This window comes from Roseofilum sp. SBFL, from assembly GCF_017746885.1.
Lineage (GTDB): Bacteria > Cyanobacteriota > Cyanobacteriia > Cyanobacteriales > Desertifilaceae > Roseofilum.
Genome location: NZ_JAGHZH010000026.1, coordinates 19,424 through 36,349 on the forward strand (window position 1 = coordinate 19,424; position 16,926 = coordinate 36,349).

The following is a 16,926-nucleotide window of genomic DNA, read 5'->3' on the forward strand; positions in this document are numbered from 1 at the left end:
GAGAACCTTTAAGTTTTGGACTCCGTTGGATAATGAATGGGAGTGGATGCTATGCGGATGTCAACCGTTGCCCTTGTTACATTAGCGACTTTAATCGCGCCAGAATTTCGGTCTTCGTCCGATCTAAAGCAATCTCCAATTCAACCGATAGGAGATACTGGAAAAACGGAAAAACCGGATTTAGATCCTAAGTTTATTGATTCGATTGTGCAACAGGTGATGCCGGTTGCTCTGGCTTCTATTAGTCCTCCAGAAATTGTTCTTCCGGTAGTAGAATCTACGGATCAACCTTTCGATCGCACGTCCCTATCTCAAGAAGATATTCAGCACCTGAAAACCATGATTTCCCAGGTGGTTGATACCTCTATTGCTCAGGAAAATTTAGCCTTAGTTGGACGGGACGATCGCCTGCCGAAAATTGAGGGAACGATTACCGTCTTAAATTTATTGATGGTATTGATCGTCAGTATGCCCGTTATGGCAATGATTTTATTTTGGTTCATTCGAGGTTGGGTGGTTCAAGATTTAGTCAAACTGATCCATTCCCAATTAGAAGGATTTAGCGATTTAGATCGCGATTTAAAGGATTATCATTTAAAAGCCGATGATTGGATGGGCGAGTTATACCGTCATCTGAATTTATATAAACAACATATTCGTGATGAGTTAACCACGGTTCATGAACAGTCCCAGCAATCTCAGATTTCCCTAGAGGAACTCGATAAAATCAAGCGCCAAATGATGCGTCAATTTCAGGAGATGTTGACGGAAACGAAAGCGGAAAAAGAGAGTTTATTCCAGGAAATGTCCCAAACACGCCCATCCCAAATGGTGGAGGCTCTGCCGGTGAATTTGTCGTCTGAAGTGCCTGATTTTTCGCCTCCTCAGTTAAATCGGAGTCTAGTTCCAGATTCAACTCATCTGCAGTCTGTGGTAAGTCCGGAAGAGTTGACGAGGGAAGATTATGTCAGGCAAGCCCAGCAATTAACCCAAGTTCATCGTTATGAGGATGCGATCGCGGCTTATCATAAAGCTTTGGAATGGCTGCCAGATTCCTATGAAACCTGGTTGGCGATCGGTCGATTATATGTTAAGCAAAATAATTATTATCGCGCTCTAGAAGCCTATCAAAAAGCCATTGATATTGATGAGAGTCGGGATGAAGGATGGTATAATTTAGGCAATACTCTCAGTAAATTAGAGAACTATCTCCGCGCTCTCACTGCTTACGATCGCGCCCTGTCGATTTATCCGGGACGCTATGAAGCCTGGTATAATCAAGGGAGTGCTTTTGCTAAGTTAGGACGTTATGTGGAGGCGATCGACTCCTACGATCGCGCCTTGATTCTTAATCCCCAAAGTTGGGAAGCTTGGTATCATCGCGGCAATTTATTGGGATGGATAGGAGAGTATGAAAAAGCGATCCTTTCCTATGATAAATCGGTCAATCTCCATTCTCAGAATAGCGAGCCTTGGTACAAACAGGGTTTAGCCTTAGCCAAATTGAATCGCCATCAGGAAGCCCTAGCCTGTTATGATATCGCTTTGTCTTTAGGTAAACAAGGAGAAGGTTTATGGCGCAACCGTGGAGCTACCCTGGAAGGTTTAAATCGATATGAGGAGGCGATCGCGTCCTACGAACAAGCCTTAGCCCTTAAACCAGAAATGTTAGATTTATGGTTCAGAATTGCCCATCTTTTAGATTGCCTCAATCGCCCAGAAAAAGCCCTAAAAACCTACAATCATATTTTGTCGATCCAACCCAATCATCCAGAAGCCTTAAAACTCAAAGGCAACATTTTAGTTGAGTTTCACCACTATCAAGAAGCCATTGATTCGTTTACTGAAGCTCTGGAAGCGCAAAAAACGGGAACTTGTGCGGTGCAAGTGGTTAGTCGATGATTGCGATCGCTCAACTCTCCAAACCGATAATTGGGCGATCGGGAAGCCGAATCATGCTTCCCTTGGTTAGTGGATGTAAAAACACCTCTCTTAAGACAAGACATCAGGTATAGGGAACGGGTAGGGTTTAGAAAGCGAGCTTCTGCCAGAAACCCGCTTTCTAGCGTTTATCTATTACCAGCGCGTAGCGCTCTACTTCAAGAACCACTGACTGGGACGATAGGGATAAGCCCAGTAATAGTCATAGGATTTAGCGGTAAATTCCTTGAAATTACCTAAATCATTGCGATGGTAAACGGGTTCGGCTGGATTCCCCACGGTGCCGATAAATAGGAGATCGGATTGCAGTAAATCGACGATTTCCTTACCAAGTTGATTGGATTCTTCAGTACCTAAAGTGTACTTTTGATACTCAATGGACTTTCGATCCAACTCGGTTACCCATTCCGGAGGTTCTAAGCCTTCAGCGCCGTTAGTCTCAATATATTTAGCCCAGAGATGACCGTTGCTGAGGCTAAAATAATCGCCAAAGGGGGGGAAGAAGGGTTCCCGCGAACCCGCTACAAACGCTGAGGTATAGGCTTTCGTCCAGGTCATGATATCCAAGTCATTTGACGCTTGACTGGCGCGATACTCATCGGAGGTGACTTCTTTGAGCTGCATATTGATACCCACATCATCCAGATATTGGACAAACAGTTCGTGGAGTTTAACAGCTCCGCCTTGGGTGGCAAATTGTAAATTAATTACCAAAGGCTGCCCGTCTAGGCGATCGCGTTTTCCATCCCCATTAGCATCCACTAACCCCATCTCATCAAGCAGTTCATTGGCTTTATCCGGGTCATACTCAATTAAATAGGTTTTTTGCTCCTCCGTGATAAAATCCACCGTATTCGGGTCAATGGCAGTATATTGGGCGGGAGTGGCTAACCCAAAATACACTAACTCGTTCATCTCCTCACGATTCATAGCATGACTGACGGCTTGACGGAAGCGCAGATCGTCAAAAATCTCTCGCAAGCCTTCATCCTTGTGGTTAACATTAAAGGAGTAAACCACCATAGATTCCCCTACAGTGGGAACGGGACTGACAGTATAATTCCCTTTACTTTCATTTTGTTGCAATACGGGCAAATCTTCAGCAAATACAGCTTGAGATTTATACACCACTTCCCCATTGGAGAGTTTCAAGTTCTGGACTTCCTTCTCTGGAACATACACCTCATCAATCCTGCTGATATAGGGGAGTTGTTGTCCCGTGGTATCAACTTGATAGAAATAGGGATTAGCCACCAAACGCCGACCTTCTGCGGTATCGGCAATGACAATATGGGATTCTAAGGTCGGCATTACTGCTCGCTCTAAGCTATTGGCTTTAGCTGTATCTTTGAGCAGAGGAGAGGGGACATCTTTCCAGTCACTGCTGCCATAGTAGAAGTTGAACGCTTCATCCCAGCTTTCAAAGCCATCATCTTTGGCGTTCTTCTCGGCATTTGAGTCAACATCGGGGTGGTATTTACCTAAGAAATGTTTGGGTAGAAACGGTTGAGCGTAGTCGGTGGCAAATAAGGAGGTTAAACCGGGTTTGGCTTGGGAGAGGGTAAAAGTGACTGTGGTGGGATTAACCGCTTCTACTTCCATGGGTTGGCCGTTGACGAGGAAGCGATCGGGGATACCATTCGAGTATAGGGTTTTATTGGCCAGGACGTTGTTATACCAAAAGACAATATCTTCTGCCGTGAAGGGTTCGCCATCGGACCACTTGTGTCCTTCTCGTAGATAAACCGTGAGAATGGTGTAATCATCGTTCCATTCAAAGTCGCGAGCGATATTGGGAACTAAGGTTTTTAGGTCGTCGGAATAGCGGAAGAGGTTTACATGGCGAGTAGAGAGCAGGTCGGAAGTTCCAGATTCTGTGGCTTTGGAGAGTCCAGCGAGGATGCCCCCATATTGACCAATTTCTTCGTAGGGAACTACAACTAATGGCTCGTTGGGGATTCTTTCATCTATGGGGGGGAGGTCAGTGTTGCCTTGAATTTCCCCATTGAGATCCTCAATTTCTGGGTTAGCGACGAAAGCCATCTCACACCCCGTTTCGGCTTCATAGTTCTGTAGGTCGTATTGCTGGGGATATTTGCCTTCACCAATGCCTTGGGTATCAGCGAGGGTAATGGCAGGACAACTGCCTTCAGCTCTGGTTGCGGTAGTCCCTGCAGTCGTTGTTGTTTCGACGTTAGAAGCACAGGCAGCGAGTCCGGCGATCGCCACTACTAAAGCAGAATGAGTGACTTTTGTGGCTCTAGAACTCAATGGTGGATTGAATCGATAATGCATGAGGTTCTCCTGAAAGTAGGAATAATCAAATCGGTTTAAGAAGCGGTGAGGGATAAAGCTTGTTCAGATTTGAGCATCGCTGGTGCGGGTGAGATTCCCAATAGAGTGCAGATTAAAGGGGCGATCGCCAATTGGGATATCGGCTCGGTTGCCTCCCCATTCGAGTCAGTGCCGATCGTAAATAAGGGAACCTCCCGCACATCCGGTAGGGTTCCTCCATGGTGACCGTCAGGATTCATGCCATGATCGGCAGTAATGAGAAGGGTATAACCTGCTTCCCGCCAGAGAGGAATATAGTGGGACAGTAGACTATCGGCTAGTAAGGCATAACCGCGATATTCTTTACTATCGGAGCCGTAGCCATGTCCTGCATGGTCAATTCCCATGGAATGGATGAGGAAAAAGTCAGGATTATAGGCTTGCCTGAGCATTTCGGCATCGGCAAACAGATGGGAGTCTGGGTAAGAGTCTTCCCAATAAAAGCGCCCATGTTGGATGGGGTTATGGGTGTTATGCTGGTCGCGATCGCGCTGGGGAACAAACGGAGCATGATTGTAGAGTTCGCTAAACCAGGAATAGGCGGCTGCTGCGGTCGTTAAGCCAGCTTCTTTTGCCAAATGAAACACACTTTGCTGATGGGACAGACGCACAACATCATTGGCTCCAATACCATTGACGGAAACCGGTGTACCGGTCAATAGCACTTCATAGAGAGGCCGGGATAAACTCGGCAGTTCAGCTCGGACTTGATACAGACTGGCTTGGAGGGTTTCCACTAAATGGCCCAAGTAACCCATTGAGGCAACAGCCACATCAAAACGCAAGCCATCTAATAGTACTACAATGACTCGTTTACTCATAATTCACCCATCCTGAATGCTTAGATAGTCATATCAGAGAAAGACTAAGCCTAGGTTATGGGTTGGGAGACAATGGGTTATGAATCAATTAACTTGAGTTCAGGTTGAGGGATGGGGAATAGGCGATCTCCCGATTCCCTGTCTCTACTCGCCAGCGCCCAGAACTTGTAGAGCTTGCCAGCAGCGAGTGGAGCAGGATTTTTGAGACACAGAAGCGATATCAATCCATTGAATGCCTTTGGGGCCAATTTCTGCTTCATCGCTGTGCAGATGGGTGGGTTTACTTGGAAGCGAGCATTGGTAGATAATGTTAATTGTATGGAGGATGCGATCGCGTCCTTCGGGAAAGAAACTTTCGGCTATTGTCAATAGATCGTCGATTTCAAAGTTCTCTATTCCCGTCTCTTCTTTAACTTCTCGTCGTAGAGCTTCCCGAATCGGTTCGTGGGGTTCAATTCCTCCCCCTGGTAAGTCCCAACAGTCAGGTTCTGGGAACGTCATCTGATGAATCAGTAACACTTCGGTTTCGATGACAAATAAGGCGACAACCGCTACTCGTAAGCGAGTTTGAGGTTTAGTGGTTTCTATCTGCTGATTTTCCATGATATTAATGTCTCATGCACCTCTGATGTCAAGGGTATCATCATTGAGTCAATTAAAGATCGGCTCTATCAATCGTGTATTTCTAATTTCTGATCGCCATGAATCCTATACTTAAAACACTCATAAACTGTTTATCTACCCAAGGTCATGCTCAGTATGATGGCGAAGCAGTTAGCCAACTCGAACATGCTTTGCAATGTGCTACTTTGGCGGAAACTGCGCGTCAATCTAGAGAGATAATTCTCGCTTGTTTATTTCACGATCTCGGTCATCTATACCCGGAGCGGAGTACACCAGAAGGCGATCGCCATGAATATTGTGCTTTGCCGGTTTTGCGATCGCTCTTTCCTCCCGCTATCACGGAACCCATCCGTCTCCATGTTGAAGCAAAACGCTATCTTTGTGCAGTCGATCCTAAATATTTGAGTCAACTTTCTCCGGCTTCCCAACAGAGCTTAATTATCCAAGGAGGCGTGTTCTCTCCAAAAGACGCTCAAGCATTTGTCGCACAACCTTATGCTCTCGATAGTATTAAACTTCGTTGCTGGGATGAACAAGCCAAAGTTGAGGGTTTAGTGACTCCAGATCTTGACTATTTTGTTCGGAAGTATTTATAAGACTTAATACCCAGCAGAGCGACCAGACGAATAAACTCACTTTAATAGTTTCTGGTGTTAAGAGTTCAAGATACTAGGTTGCCTCAGATTCAAGACTGCGACCGCTCACTAATACATCCAACCGCTTCAGCGTCATAATTACTAGAGAATGGTAGTGTGAGATTTACTGTCAATATGAATCTCAAATAACTTTTCTGGGGGATTGCGAGTACTATAATCAACTATTTTTACCGCAACAGTATCAAAATATTGAATTGCCTCTGTATCTCTATTCTGGACTTCATTGAAGTTAGTAAAACATACATGCCACAGGTTTGGCTTACTGTTTTCATCCCAAATAGCAAATATTTCTTTAAAGGCTTTAACAACTTTTTCCCGATCATCTCCTTCAATGATAACCCAAAACTCTCGCCAACCCGCGCGCAAACACTCACAAGGCAAGCTAAAGTTTTGTAGAAATTGATCCCAACCACTCGAGAGAAGTTCTGATTCCTCATCTTTGGAGAGTTTGCATTCAGCAATAGACTCGATCGTAATAAATAAGATTGCCACGAATGCTTTCCGGTCTGGTTCTAGTAGTGCCTCCAGTTTTTTAGGAAAGGTGGCGCGATCGACTACGATACAATTACCATCAATGTTATTCATCAGAAGAACCCAGTTTCTAATCGCAAGGCCAGTTCTTTGTCTTTGTTCACATCACACTCATGATAGCCGAGGACAAGCCAAAGGGACTATCGTTCACCAGTAAGGAGGGTTGGCTTCAGCCACGCGCCAGGGCCTTTGCCGCGTTCACCCCCTAGATGAACAGTTGCACCTTGTTCCACAGTCTGCTTAATCGTTGCCAGTAAACTTTCGATCTTTATGAATCGGGTTTAGGCCGGTTGCCGGGTAGCCGCGATCGTAACATCACGGATATTCACATTCTGCGGTTGGGAATACATAAACACTGCTGTGCGAGCAATGTCGTCGGCAACCAATGCACCGCCCATTGCCTTTTTCCACTCCTCATAACCATCAATGATTTCCTGCGAAGTGGTGTGACTCAACAGTTCGGTTTCTACTGCGCCAGGGTGAATTGCCATCACGCGTACATCACTGTTAGAAACTTCTTCACGAACATTTTCGGTAATTGCGGAGACGGCAAACTTGGTTCCGACATAAGCGGCATGGTTGGGAAAAGACTTTTTGCCTGCAATAGAACTCATGTTCATGATAGTGCCAGTACCCCGCTCCTTCATCGAGCTAAGAACCGCCTGCATTCCGTTTAACAAGCCGAGAACGTTCACCTCAAACATTCTGTGCCATTCCGCTGGGTCTTGTGTATCAATCTGCCCTAGAAGCATCACACCCGCATTGTTGACTAAGCAATCTACTGGGCCATATTCAGCTTCAGCCTCTTCAATGGCAACACGGAAAGCTTTAGCATCGGTGACATCCAGTTTGCGGCACATTGTGTTGGTTAGGCCAAGCGCTTCGAGTTTTTCAATCCGGCGAGCGAGAAGTAATAGCGGGTGACCCAGTTCGGCGAAACGTCGAGCAATAGCCTCACCGATACCGGAGCTTGCACCGGTAATAACCACTAAGGATTTCTGATTAGTTTCCATATTTTCTCCTTCTTGGTGTCATGTAAATGCAGTGTACTTTTGAACTACTAGCAAGCTCAAGACCTATTTCTGCTTAGACGTTGCCTATTTCTGCTTTCTGCCCATTGTTTGAGCGCAATTCTTAACAGCGATTGCTATAGTCAAGTGATAAGGCTATTTGAGGAGGAGCGAATTATTTATCTACAACAAATCATGGATGTTTATCAGTTTTCCAAAGTGGAAGGCTTTATCGAGACTCATATTAGAGGTGTCAGTTTCTTCTGGGCAACAAAAGCTATAGCGTGTTCGCCGCTCGTCTACAATGCTGGGCTAGTGATTATTGAGCAGGGTAATAAAGTTGGATACCTCGGCGATCGTGTGTTTCACTACGATAGTGACCATTACCTTGTCCTTAGTGTGCCACTCACCTTCGAGTGCAAAACAAATGCCAGCTTAGACAACCCGTTACTGGGCCTTTTTATTGAACTCGATCTTGCCGAACTTCACAAGATGGTGATGCAACTCTCAAAACATAATGCACTCGAGAACTTTGAGCCGACATCACCATTATGTGGGGTTGAGCCGGTTGCCCTTGATTCCCAGATGCGTAAGGCAACAACTCGGCTCATGCAAGCTCTCTGCTCAGAACAGGATAGTGAAATTCTTGGTTTGTCATTAGTTAGGGAGGTCGTCTACCGCGCACTGTTGGGTAAACATGGACCGGCTCTTTATGCGCTCACCCAACACAACTCCCACTATGCGCGGATTGCTCGAAGCATAGAGATCATTTGGCGTGAGTACCAAAAACCCCTCACGATCAAGCAGCTCGCCAAAGAAGTGGATATGAGTGTCTCAGCATTTCACCGGTCGTTCAAACAGATAACTGAAAAATCTCCACTACAGTACCTCAAAGAGTATCGATTACATAAAGCTAAGAGTCTTATTCTTCATAACAATATATCTGTAGGTACGGCAGCCCTCAATGTGGGGTACGAGAGCACATCCCAGTTTAGTCGAGAGTTTAAGCGCTATTTCAATTTTTTGCCCTCTCAAGCAAGAGACTTGGGCTATGCCCAACTTGTATAGATTCAATGGGGTTGGTCTTGAGTTTAGTAAGGTGGCGCGATCGACTATGATACAGTTACCCTCAATGTTATTCATGAGAAGCTCCCATATACAAAATTTGATCGCGTCTCGATTTTACTGGCTACTCAGAAATTACACCACAAGCCAGGCGAGAACCGCCGCCACCGAGAGGAGCTGGCTCGTCAGAAAAGTTATCTCCGTGCATATGCACCATTAGAGAACGACCATTTAAGAAGCTGACTTCTAACCGGGGAGCTAAAACAGGAGTTGTTGCTGTACCATTATTGGCCACAAATAACGGAGGTAAATCTCCCAGGTGACCATCATCCGCATAGGGGCCTTTATGGACTCCGGTATTGAATGGGTCGAAGTGCCCGCCGGCAGCTAATCCAGGTACGGTCTTGCCATCTTTGATTCCAGGGCCGCAGTCTGGATTGGTATGAATATGAAATCCATGGGAACCTGGAGTCAAATTGGTCAGATTCGGGGTAAGAAGCAAACCATATTCCGTATCTTCCAAAAGCACTGTACCAACAGCCGCGCCAATACCATTGGCATCAGTGAGATTCATTTCAACGGTAATGACATGACCGTCAGCATAAGCTGGTGCGAGAACAGTTGCTGTCATTAGGGCTGTCAGAGAGGCAATATAAACTGATTTTTTTTTCATGGGTATCTTGGAAGTCAAAAAATAAATAACGTATGACTGGGGACAATATATTAATTGACACACGAGACAGTGTGCCAGTAATAGTTAAGGCAAAGTGTATCCCAGAAAACGAAAACCATAAGGCCATATAGCGATTCTCTTTTCTATTAAGTACAGCTTGAAGCCTTAGACCCTAAGCAATACAAGCTTTTGACTATTGCAAAGCAAGCCTATTGCCTACCGCGAAGTGCTATATATTTCCGAGATCGTCTCTTCTGCTAGACCAAACGATAGGGTCATTCCCGCACCACTGAGGGCGTTAACAATGGTCACGCCCGATTCTGGATGTAAAATCAATTCAGTTGATCCGGGTAACTTGGCATACACACCGTGCCATGTCTGGGCAATATCTAGGGAAGGGGGTTGGACAAAGCCTTTTAAGTAGTTGAGAATGTAGTTGTTCAGATCGGCGCGATCGAAGGGGTGCGGACACCAACCATATTCGTGAGTGTCGCCAATAATTAATTCTCCCAATCCATTTTGCGACATCATGACGTGAATTCCCCAGTCTGGAAAATGGGGCGTTTCTTTAGCAATGCGTTCTTTGAGAGCAGGAAGGGAGGCACAGTCTGCAAAGGCGCTATAGTGGGTTAGGGTTAATCCTCCGCAAAGCGCTGCACCGAGTCGCCAGTTGTTGGGTTGGGGAGCAGTGCGCATCATTTGCAGTTTAACTTTGGTGATGCCGCTATTGGCGTAGTGTTGGGGATAGAGGGTTTCAAAGTCTGCACCCGAACAGACGAAAATGCGATCGCCTCGCCACTGCTCTCCCCCGGCAATTGCCACCCGATCCGCGATCGAGGTTACGACTGTGCCAAATTTGAACGTTACCCCATAGGCTTTACTGAGATAATCGGGTAATTTGGCGATCGCTTCTCTGGGGTCTACAATCACTTCTGTGGAACTCCACAGCGCCCCTAATAACCCATCCTTAACTACGGCTGGACTCTTCTCTAAGACTTGATTAGGGGTCAGTAATGCCACAGAATGGGTAGAGGCTCTAATCCTGACAAATTCCTCTAAAACTGCCATCTCATCTTCACGATAGGCCAGATGTAGAGATCCGGCTTCTTCTGCATGAAATCGAGCCTGAGCCGACAGTTCCAGCCAAATTTGTCGAGAGTTGAGGGCGCGATCGCCTAATGGTCCTAAAGGTTGTCCCACAGGCCAGACCATGCCAAAATTGCGAATTGATGCACCAATTGCCTGGGGATTCCGTTCAAAAACAACAACCTTGAGGCCTCGTTTGGCACAGGCTAAAGCATGAGCTAAACCAACAATACCTGCACCAATAATTAATACATCAGCCTGATTTTGTGAAGTCATGAGTTACTACGTTAATAAATCAGAGGAATAGATAAGAACACACCAAATTCTTGGGCTAAATTACAACTGACACGACCATGAACTTTACCTTGTTCGTCGTGAAATTTTGCTCGGTCTGCCAGGGGAAATACAGCCTCATGCCACACATTAGGATGAATATATAATCCCTGGTGACCTTCGACATAGAACGCGATAAAGTCTTCTGGTTTAACATCGTCTCCGGGTAAAGCGAGGGGAACGACAAAGGGCGTATTGTCTAAGGGAAAAAACAGTTGTCCACCATCGGGGTGATAATTGGCGTGCCAGAGTAAGACCTGAGAGCGTCCTGATTCTGGTGTAGTTTGAGCTTGGGCATTTCCTGGGTTTGTAGACCAACCCAAGAGATAGCGATCGCCCACCGCTTGATTATGACCATAAAGGATCTCTCCTTCCCACCAAAATTCAAAGATCCCTTGGGTTGTTCCGCCTTGGTTACCTGTTTCGGGATCGAGTTTTCGCCATCCTTGGGCTGGCCAGGTCACAATTTCAATGGAATAGTCCTCATAATCATCCACCAATTGACCATATCCAGCTAGAGATTCTGGTGTTGCTTTGACTAAGGGAACTTCCACCCACGGTAGTTCTGGGGGAACATCAGGAGCCAGGTAGTTAATGGAATGATCTAAAGTTTTCATCATCGTAATTCTTGGGAGCATCCTGTAATTTTTTCTTTCAACTCCCACAGAGAATCCAACAATCCATCATTGGGATATTGGGCTAACTGTTCTCGGCGATGAGTTCCATTAGTTACCCCCAAAGTCATCAAACAATGGGCATTCAACCCCGCTTCTAAATCCGAGGGAGTATCCCCAACGACAATTACATTCTGGGGATTCTTAATCCCAACTTTGTACATCGCCTTTTGAATCATATAGGGGGCTGGGCGACCTTCATTATTATAAATCTCTGAGGGTGTAACCGAGACTTGGATATAAGAGTCTTCTGAGCCAACATAATCTGAATTCAACCCTTTATCCCATCCCAAACGACGCAAGATAATATCCGTTACCTCACGATAAAACCCTGTGTTTAACCCAATCTTAATTTCCTCAAACTTTAGCCAGTCAAACAGTTCTAAGCATCCTTCTGTCGGTTCAACCAGTTGGGTTTGATAATGATGTTCTAAGGTTTCCTTAAACCGTTGATAAGAAACCTCGACATTTTGCTGATAATCTGGGCGATCTTCACCGAGTTGTTCTCGCCACAACGTTTGAAATACCAGCTTTTTCGACCATCCCATCATGGCATTCACGCGATCGCCGGAAGCCTGTAAACCAGTTTGTTCGGCAGCCACAAAGAAACAGTTTTGCACTTCATTGTTATCCTGGACCGTTGTACCTGCCATGTCAAAGATAACCAGTTCCACATTAGGAGTAGAAGACATTCAAGTGACTCCTCCAATGAGTCAGTTTGTCTCTACTAGGATACCTTAAAACAGACCCTATTCCCTATTCCCTATTCCCTATTCCCTATTTCTTCCCTACCCATTCATAAACTTCAAAGGCTGCTGTATCGCAATGGGTACAACCGCCACATTTTTGCCCTTCTAGACTTACCGGGCGTACTCTGCCTTTATAGACTAATTTATTGAGCATTGCCCGCAAAGCATCAGGATCGCTGCGAAAGTGGGTTTCGAGTTCGGCTAGAGAGACTTTCTGTTTTTGGGCGAGGTAGTTTTGTAATTCTAGAATCATGACTTCAATTAATAATTAATAATCAATAGACTTCTTGTAGAAGTTAGGCAATAGGCAATAGACATAAGACTGTATTGCTATTCATTTCTGCAAGAGGTCTAATACTTTTGGGAATAGGGAACGGGGAATCTCTGCTTCCCCGTTCCCTATTCCCATCCCCTTGTCTGCACTAAATGGGGCTTTCAGACTGGCGGTGGGCTTTCAACTGGGGATTCAACATTTTCAGAGCGAAGAAGACACCGAGGCTAATCACCAACATACTTAAAAGCCATACACTAGCGAAGGTAGGTTGAACACTCAATTGAGTAATTTGATAGAAACTGGTGGCGACAATGTAGGCTAAACCGGTTGTCCATGAAGCAACAAAGATTGTCCATTGCCAGTTGGTTTCCCGGTAAACGGCTGCGGTGGCAGCGACACAGGGGAAATAGAGCAACACAAATAAGAGATACGCAAAGGCTCCAGCTTTGCCATCAAACCGGCGTACCATGGCTCCAAATGTGCCTAAAGCAACTTCCTGTTCTTCCGAGGCCGTTTCTACATCTGAGGTATTGCCAATATTCAATCCTAGGGGGTCTAGTAAGGTACCAGGAACGTCAGCTAAGTTAGCGGGAATGGTGGCGAAAGCTTCTTGGATACCGCCCCAGAAACTAAAGCCTCCTTCTTCCTCTTCTAATTCGGGATTATCAGTAATGGCTAATTGTCCGTAAATGGAATCGAGTGTGCCTACCATGGCTTCTTTAGCAAAGACACCGGTAAAGATTCCCACAGTAGCGGGCCAATTTTCCTGGGTAACGCCCATGGGAGCAAAAATGGGAGTTACAGATTGACTGGCAGCGCTTAGGATGGATTGGTCGCTATCTTGATTACCAAATGAACCATCCGTTCCTAAGGAGTTGAGTAATCCGAGGATGGTAACCATGATAATAATGACTTTTCCGGCTTTCAAGAGAAACGCCCGTAGCCGATCCCAAGTGCGGAGCATAACTCCTTTGAATCGAGGAATATGGTAGGGAGGAAGCTCCATGACAAAGGGAGAAATTTCGCCTTTGAGGATGGTGTTTTTCATCACCAGTCCGGTAAAGATGGCAAAGGCAATACCGAGGATATAAAGGCCAAAGACGATATTTTGACCGCCCAGGGGAAAGAAGGCAGCCGCAAAGAGGGCGTAAACCGGAAGCCTTGCACCACAGGACATGAAGGGATTCATGAGAATGGTCATGAGGCGATCGCGGGAATTTTCCAATGTGCGGGCGGCCATAATTGCTGGGACATTGCAGCCAAAGCCGACTAACATGGGCACAAAGGATTTTCCGGGTAAGCCCACAAACCGCATCATTCGATCCATAACAAAGGCGGCTCGTGCCATGTAGCCAGAATCTTCGAGTATCGATAAGAATAGGAACATGAAGCCAATAACGGGAATAAATGTGGCGACGGTTTGCACACCACCACCGGCACCGTCAGCTAACAGGGCGATCGCCCAGCCGGGGAAGCGGAGGCTTTCGAGCAGTTGTCCCAATCCGTCTACAAAGATTGTCCCAGCAACGATATCAAAAAAGTCAATAAAGGCACTGCCAACATTGATCGTAAATAGGAACATCAGATACATGATGCCTAAGAAAATAGGAATCCCCAGCCAACGGTTGAGGACAATCGCATCGAGCTTATCGCTCATGGACTGACTCACTTCTCCCGTGCGTTGACTGGTTTCTTGGGTCACGGTTTGAATAAAGCCGTAGCGACTATCGGCAATCAGGATATCGAGATCTTCTCCTAAGACTTGATGAATACTACGCCGATGTTTGGCGATCATTTCGGTGAGCGCTGGAGTAACGGTTTCACCGACTCCCCGTTCATCGTATTGCAGCAAGTTTAGAGCCGTCCAGCGAGGTTCGACGATCCGATTGGTCGTGTTTTGAGTCAGGTAAGGGACGATTTCAGCTAAGGCATCTTCGATGACTGCTGGATAAGCAACGTAACTGGCAGGATGGGTTAAGTTCTCTAGGATGTGACCGACGAGATCGACTAAAGAGCCAATTCCTTCGCGATCGCTGGCAATCAGGGGCAGAACAGGAACGCCTAAGCGATCGGCTAAACGATCTGCATTAATATCGATACCCCGCTTCTGGGCAATATCGATCATATTCAGAGCGACAACCATCGGTAGGCGCATTTCCATCAACTGAGTCGTTAGATAAAGATTGCGCTCTAGATTGGAGGCATCAATGATATTAATTACTAATTGTGCTTCTCCAGAAAGGAGATAATCTCGCGCCACCAACTCATCCATCCCGGTGGCACTTTCTTCGGCATCCAGGGAATAGACCCCTGGCAAGTCTACCAGGGTAATGGTCGATTGATTAATCTTAAACTGCCCTTCTTTGCGATCGACTGTAACCCCCGGCCAGTTTCCTGTCCGTTGGTTGGCTCCGGTGAGGGCGTTAAATAGGGTGGTTTTTCCGCAGTTGGGATTACCAATTAAGGCAACAATGGGTTTGAGCATGGCTAGGGTTTTAATGTGGGGGGATAAGGGGGATAGGGGGATGGGGGGATCTATGACCCATTACCTATGACCAGCGCGAAGCGAAAAGCGCTATAAACGTTCTACTTGTAAGGCTTCGGCTTCTTGTTTGCGTACAGTTAAATGAAAGCCTCGTATTTGAATTTCAACGGGATCGCCTAGGGGCGCTACGCGAATAACGGTAAATTCTGTACTTGGAGTGAGGCCCATGGAGAGGAGTTTACTTTTGTAGGCGCGATGGGTCTTTTCATAGCCGAGAATGCGCCCTTTTGTGCCTACAGCTAGGTCTCCTAAATGGAGTGTGGAGGTTGAGTTTTCCATATCTGAGTGTGGATGTAAGGATAGATTTGTGTCTGTGACTAAGACTCGTGAGGCTAGACCTGCACCTAAGCCTAAGCGGTTATCGGCGATCGCCACGACCACCGAGCCACTCCCTTGGTGACTCAAAATTTGCAACTGAGATCCTGGGGTAATTCCCATGGCTAACAGGCGAGAGATGCCCCCTTTGCCTTGAAAACCCTTGACCCATACCTGCTGTCCAGGTTGTGCTTCACTGAGCAAAAAGGCATTAACGTCTAGGCGTTCTGATGCTGCTTCCTCTTGACTATCTAGGCTCGAACTGTCTCCTATGTAGTCGTAGGAGCTGTCGTCATCATGCTGTCCTGACCCTGAAGGGTGATGGTTCATTTTTTTTCCTCTACGTCTTTTCATCCAACCAACAACTTGAGGGCGATTCATTGGAATTGCTAATTATTTTCATTTAAATGCCATCGACAGTCTACTCTAATCCCTAATAAATAGCGGAAGGATTAAAAAAGATTTAACCTTTAGTTCAAAAAAGTCCTTAATCTATTTTTAATCTTCACTTCTGTAATATTTCGCAAAATTCAGATAAATATTAATTTTTAATTTAGAGATCAATATTATTTCTTCACTGTGAAGTATTATGAAAAACGGATCATTTAAATTCTTGCGACAATAAACCCAAAAATAGTTAAAAATCATGACCGACGCGGCATCTCCTTCGGACGTTTCTTCTGCAACAGTGGGCCAGAATCCTCAACCCTCTTCTGAGTTCAGTTCTCAATTAGGACAATGGCTAGAAAATACCAGTGAAATCGCTGCAATTTTACCGGTCGTCACTGGATTATTGGTTACTAGTCGCTTGCAGTTGCGAGGAGCACAAGCCTTATTGGTCAATCTGACGATCGCCGCCCTAGTCCGTCAAGCGATCCAACAACTCAAGAAACAAGCCAAGCCCAACTCAGAAAACGATCAACAAGTCTTACCTGCCAGTGAAGAACAATCGAATCAAGAGGAAGAAGATTACAAAATTGTCCATTCTGTCCCTGGGAGAATTCGTTTACGCATCCCTCGTTTAATGAATGACATGCTCTATGCCAAACGCCTAGAAAAACTTCTGAGTGCCGAGTCGAAAGTCAAGCATGTGCGGACTAACCCAGCAGCAGCTTCCCTCATTATTCAATACGATGGAGAGGGCATGTCAGAACTAGAATTGGGCATGTATTTACTCAATATCCTCGATCAAGCCAATTCTACAAACCTGGATGGTCAAAGCGATCGAGATTCAGAATCTGAACGCAACAAGTAATAGGCAACAGGCAATAGATGCCCCCCATCCCCCACTCCTC

Annotated in this window: 16 protein-coding genes; 4 read left to right on the top strand and 12 right to left on the bottom strand. The window is 45.9% G+C overall.

Annotated features, from left to right (window positions below; all coding sequences use genetic code 11):
• Positions 1–57: 57 nt before the first annotated feature.
• Complete coding sequence (locus J7545_RS02585) at positions 58–1,902, top strand: tetratricopeptide repeat protein (RefSeq protein ID WP_318701956.1); 1,845 nt, start codon at positions 58–60, stop codon at positions 1,900–1,902.
• Positions 1,903–2,094: 192 nt separating this feature from the next.
• Here the strand turns inward: J7545_RS02585 and J7545_RS02590 are convergent, their stop codons facing one another.
• The 3 genes from J7545_RS02590 to J7545_RS02600 all read right to left on the bottom strand — a co-directional run bounded on the left by J7545_RS02590 (position 2,095) and on the right by J7545_RS02600 (position 5,699).
• The gene (locus J7545_RS02590; protein WP_318701955.1) at positions 2,095–4,236 is read right to left on the bottom strand and encodes an ABC transporter substrate-binding protein; all 2,142 of its coding nucleotides are present in this window, start codon (positions 4,234–4,236) and stop codon (positions 2,095–2,097) included.
• 35 nt (positions 4,237–4,271) lie between these two features.
• Positions 4,272–5,099, bottom strand: a complete 828-nt coding sequence (locus J7545_RS02595) for an alkaline phosphatase family protein (RefSeq protein WP_413038648.1) — start codon at positions 5,097–5,099, stop codon at positions 4,272–4,274.
• Positions 5,100–5,240: 141 nt separating this feature from the next.
• A complete protein-coding gene (locus J7545_RS02600) occupies positions 5,241–5,699 on the bottom strand; it encodes an NUDIX domain-containing protein (protein WP_318701953.1) in 459 nt (152 codons plus the stop codon).
• A 98-nt stretch (positions 5,700–5,797) separates the two neighbouring features.
• Here J7545_RS02600 and J7545_RS02605 point away from each other — a divergent pair, with 98 nt between their 5' ends.
• A complete protein-coding gene (locus J7545_RS02605; RefSeq protein ID WP_318701952.1) occupies positions 5,798–6,316 on the top strand; it encodes a phosphonate degradation HD-domain oxygenase in 519 nt (172 codons plus the stop codon).
• Between the two features lie 141 nt (positions 6,317–6,457).
• On the opposite strand, the gene J7545_RS02610 is transcribed toward J7545_RS02605, so the two are convergent.
• Together J7545_RS02610 and J7545_RS02615 are read right to left on the bottom strand one after the other, a co-directional pair.
• A complete protein-coding gene (locus tag J7545_RS02610; protein WP_318701951.1) occupies positions 6,458–6,961 on the bottom strand; it encodes a hypothetical protein in 504 nt (167 codons plus the stop codon).
• Positions 6,962–7,188: 227 nt separating this feature from the next.
• Positions 7,189–7,920 carry an SDR family oxidoreductase gene (locus J7545_RS02615; protein ID WP_318719093.1) on the bottom strand — a complete coding sequence of 244 codons (732 nt, stop codon included), beginning with the start codon at positions 7,918–7,920 and terminating at the stop codon, positions 7,189–7,191.
• Between the two features lie 192 nt (positions 7,921–8,112).
• Between J7545_RS02615 and J7545_RS02620 the strand changes: the two genes are divergently transcribed.
• Entirely contained in the window at positions 8,113–8,985 is an 873-nt protein-coding gene (locus J7545_RS02620; protein ID WP_318719094.1) for an AraC family transcriptional regulator, read from the top strand.
• A 121-nt stretch (positions 8,986–9,106) separates the two neighbouring features.
• Here the strand turns inward: J7545_RS02620 and sodC are convergent, their stop codons facing one another.
• The 7 genes from sodC to J7545_RS02655 all read right to left on the bottom strand — a co-directional run bounded on the left by sodC (position 9,107) and on the right by J7545_RS02655 (position 15,961).
• Positions 9,107–9,655, bottom strand: a complete 549-nt coding sequence (sodC, locus tag J7545_RS02625) for a superoxide dismutase [Cu-Zn] SodC (protein ID WP_318719095.1) — start codon at positions 9,653–9,655, stop codon at positions 9,107–9,109.
• Positions 9,656–9,871: 216 nt separating this feature from the next.
• The gene (locus tag J7545_RS02630) at positions 9,872–11,017 is read right to left on the bottom strand and encodes a TIGR03364 family FAD-dependent oxidoreductase (protein ID WP_318719096.1); all 1,146 of its coding nucleotides are present in this window, start codon (positions 11,015–11,017) and stop codon (positions 9,872–9,874) included.
• Between the two features lie 11 nt (positions 11,018–11,028).
• On the bottom strand, positions 11,029–11,694 hold the full coding sequence (locus J7545_RS02635; RefSeq protein ID WP_318719097.1) for an ureidoglycolate lyase: 666 nt from the start codon (positions 11,692–11,694) through the stop codon (positions 11,029–11,031).
• Complete coding sequence (locus J7545_RS02640) at positions 11,691–12,440, bottom strand: HAD hydrolase-like protein (protein WP_318719098.1); 750 nt, start codon at positions 12,438–12,440, stop codon at positions 11,691–11,693. The genes J7545_RS02635 and J7545_RS02640 overlap by 4 nt, the downstream gene beginning before the upstream one ends.
• An 85-nt stretch (positions 12,441–12,525) precedes the next feature.
• On the bottom strand, positions 12,526–12,750 hold the full coding sequence (locus J7545_RS02645; protein WP_318719099.1) for a FeoC-like transcriptional regulator: 225 nt from the start codon (positions 12,748–12,750) through the stop codon (positions 12,526–12,528).
• 169 nt (positions 12,751–12,919) lie between these two features.
• A complete protein-coding gene (gene feoB, locus J7545_RS02650; RefSeq protein ID WP_318719100.1) occupies positions 12,920–15,256 on the bottom strand; it encodes a Fe(2+) transporter permease subunit FeoB in 2,337 nt (778 codons plus the stop codon).
• Positions 15,257–15,346: 90 nt separating this feature from the next.
• Positions 15,347–15,961 (bottom strand): FeoA family protein, encoded by a 615-nt coding sequence (locus tag J7545_RS02655; protein WP_318701942.1) that lies wholly within the window; start codon positions 15,959–15,961, stop codon positions 15,347–15,349.
• Positions 15,962–16,277: 316 nt separating this feature from the next.
• On the opposite strand from J7545_RS02655, the gene J7545_RS02660 reads away from it, so the two are divergent.
• A complete protein-coding gene (locus tag J7545_RS02660; RefSeq protein ID WP_318701941.1) occupies positions 16,278–16,886 on the top strand; it encodes an HMA2 domain-containing protein in 609 nt (202 codons plus the stop codon).
• Positions 16,887–16,926: the final 40 nt, after the last annotated feature.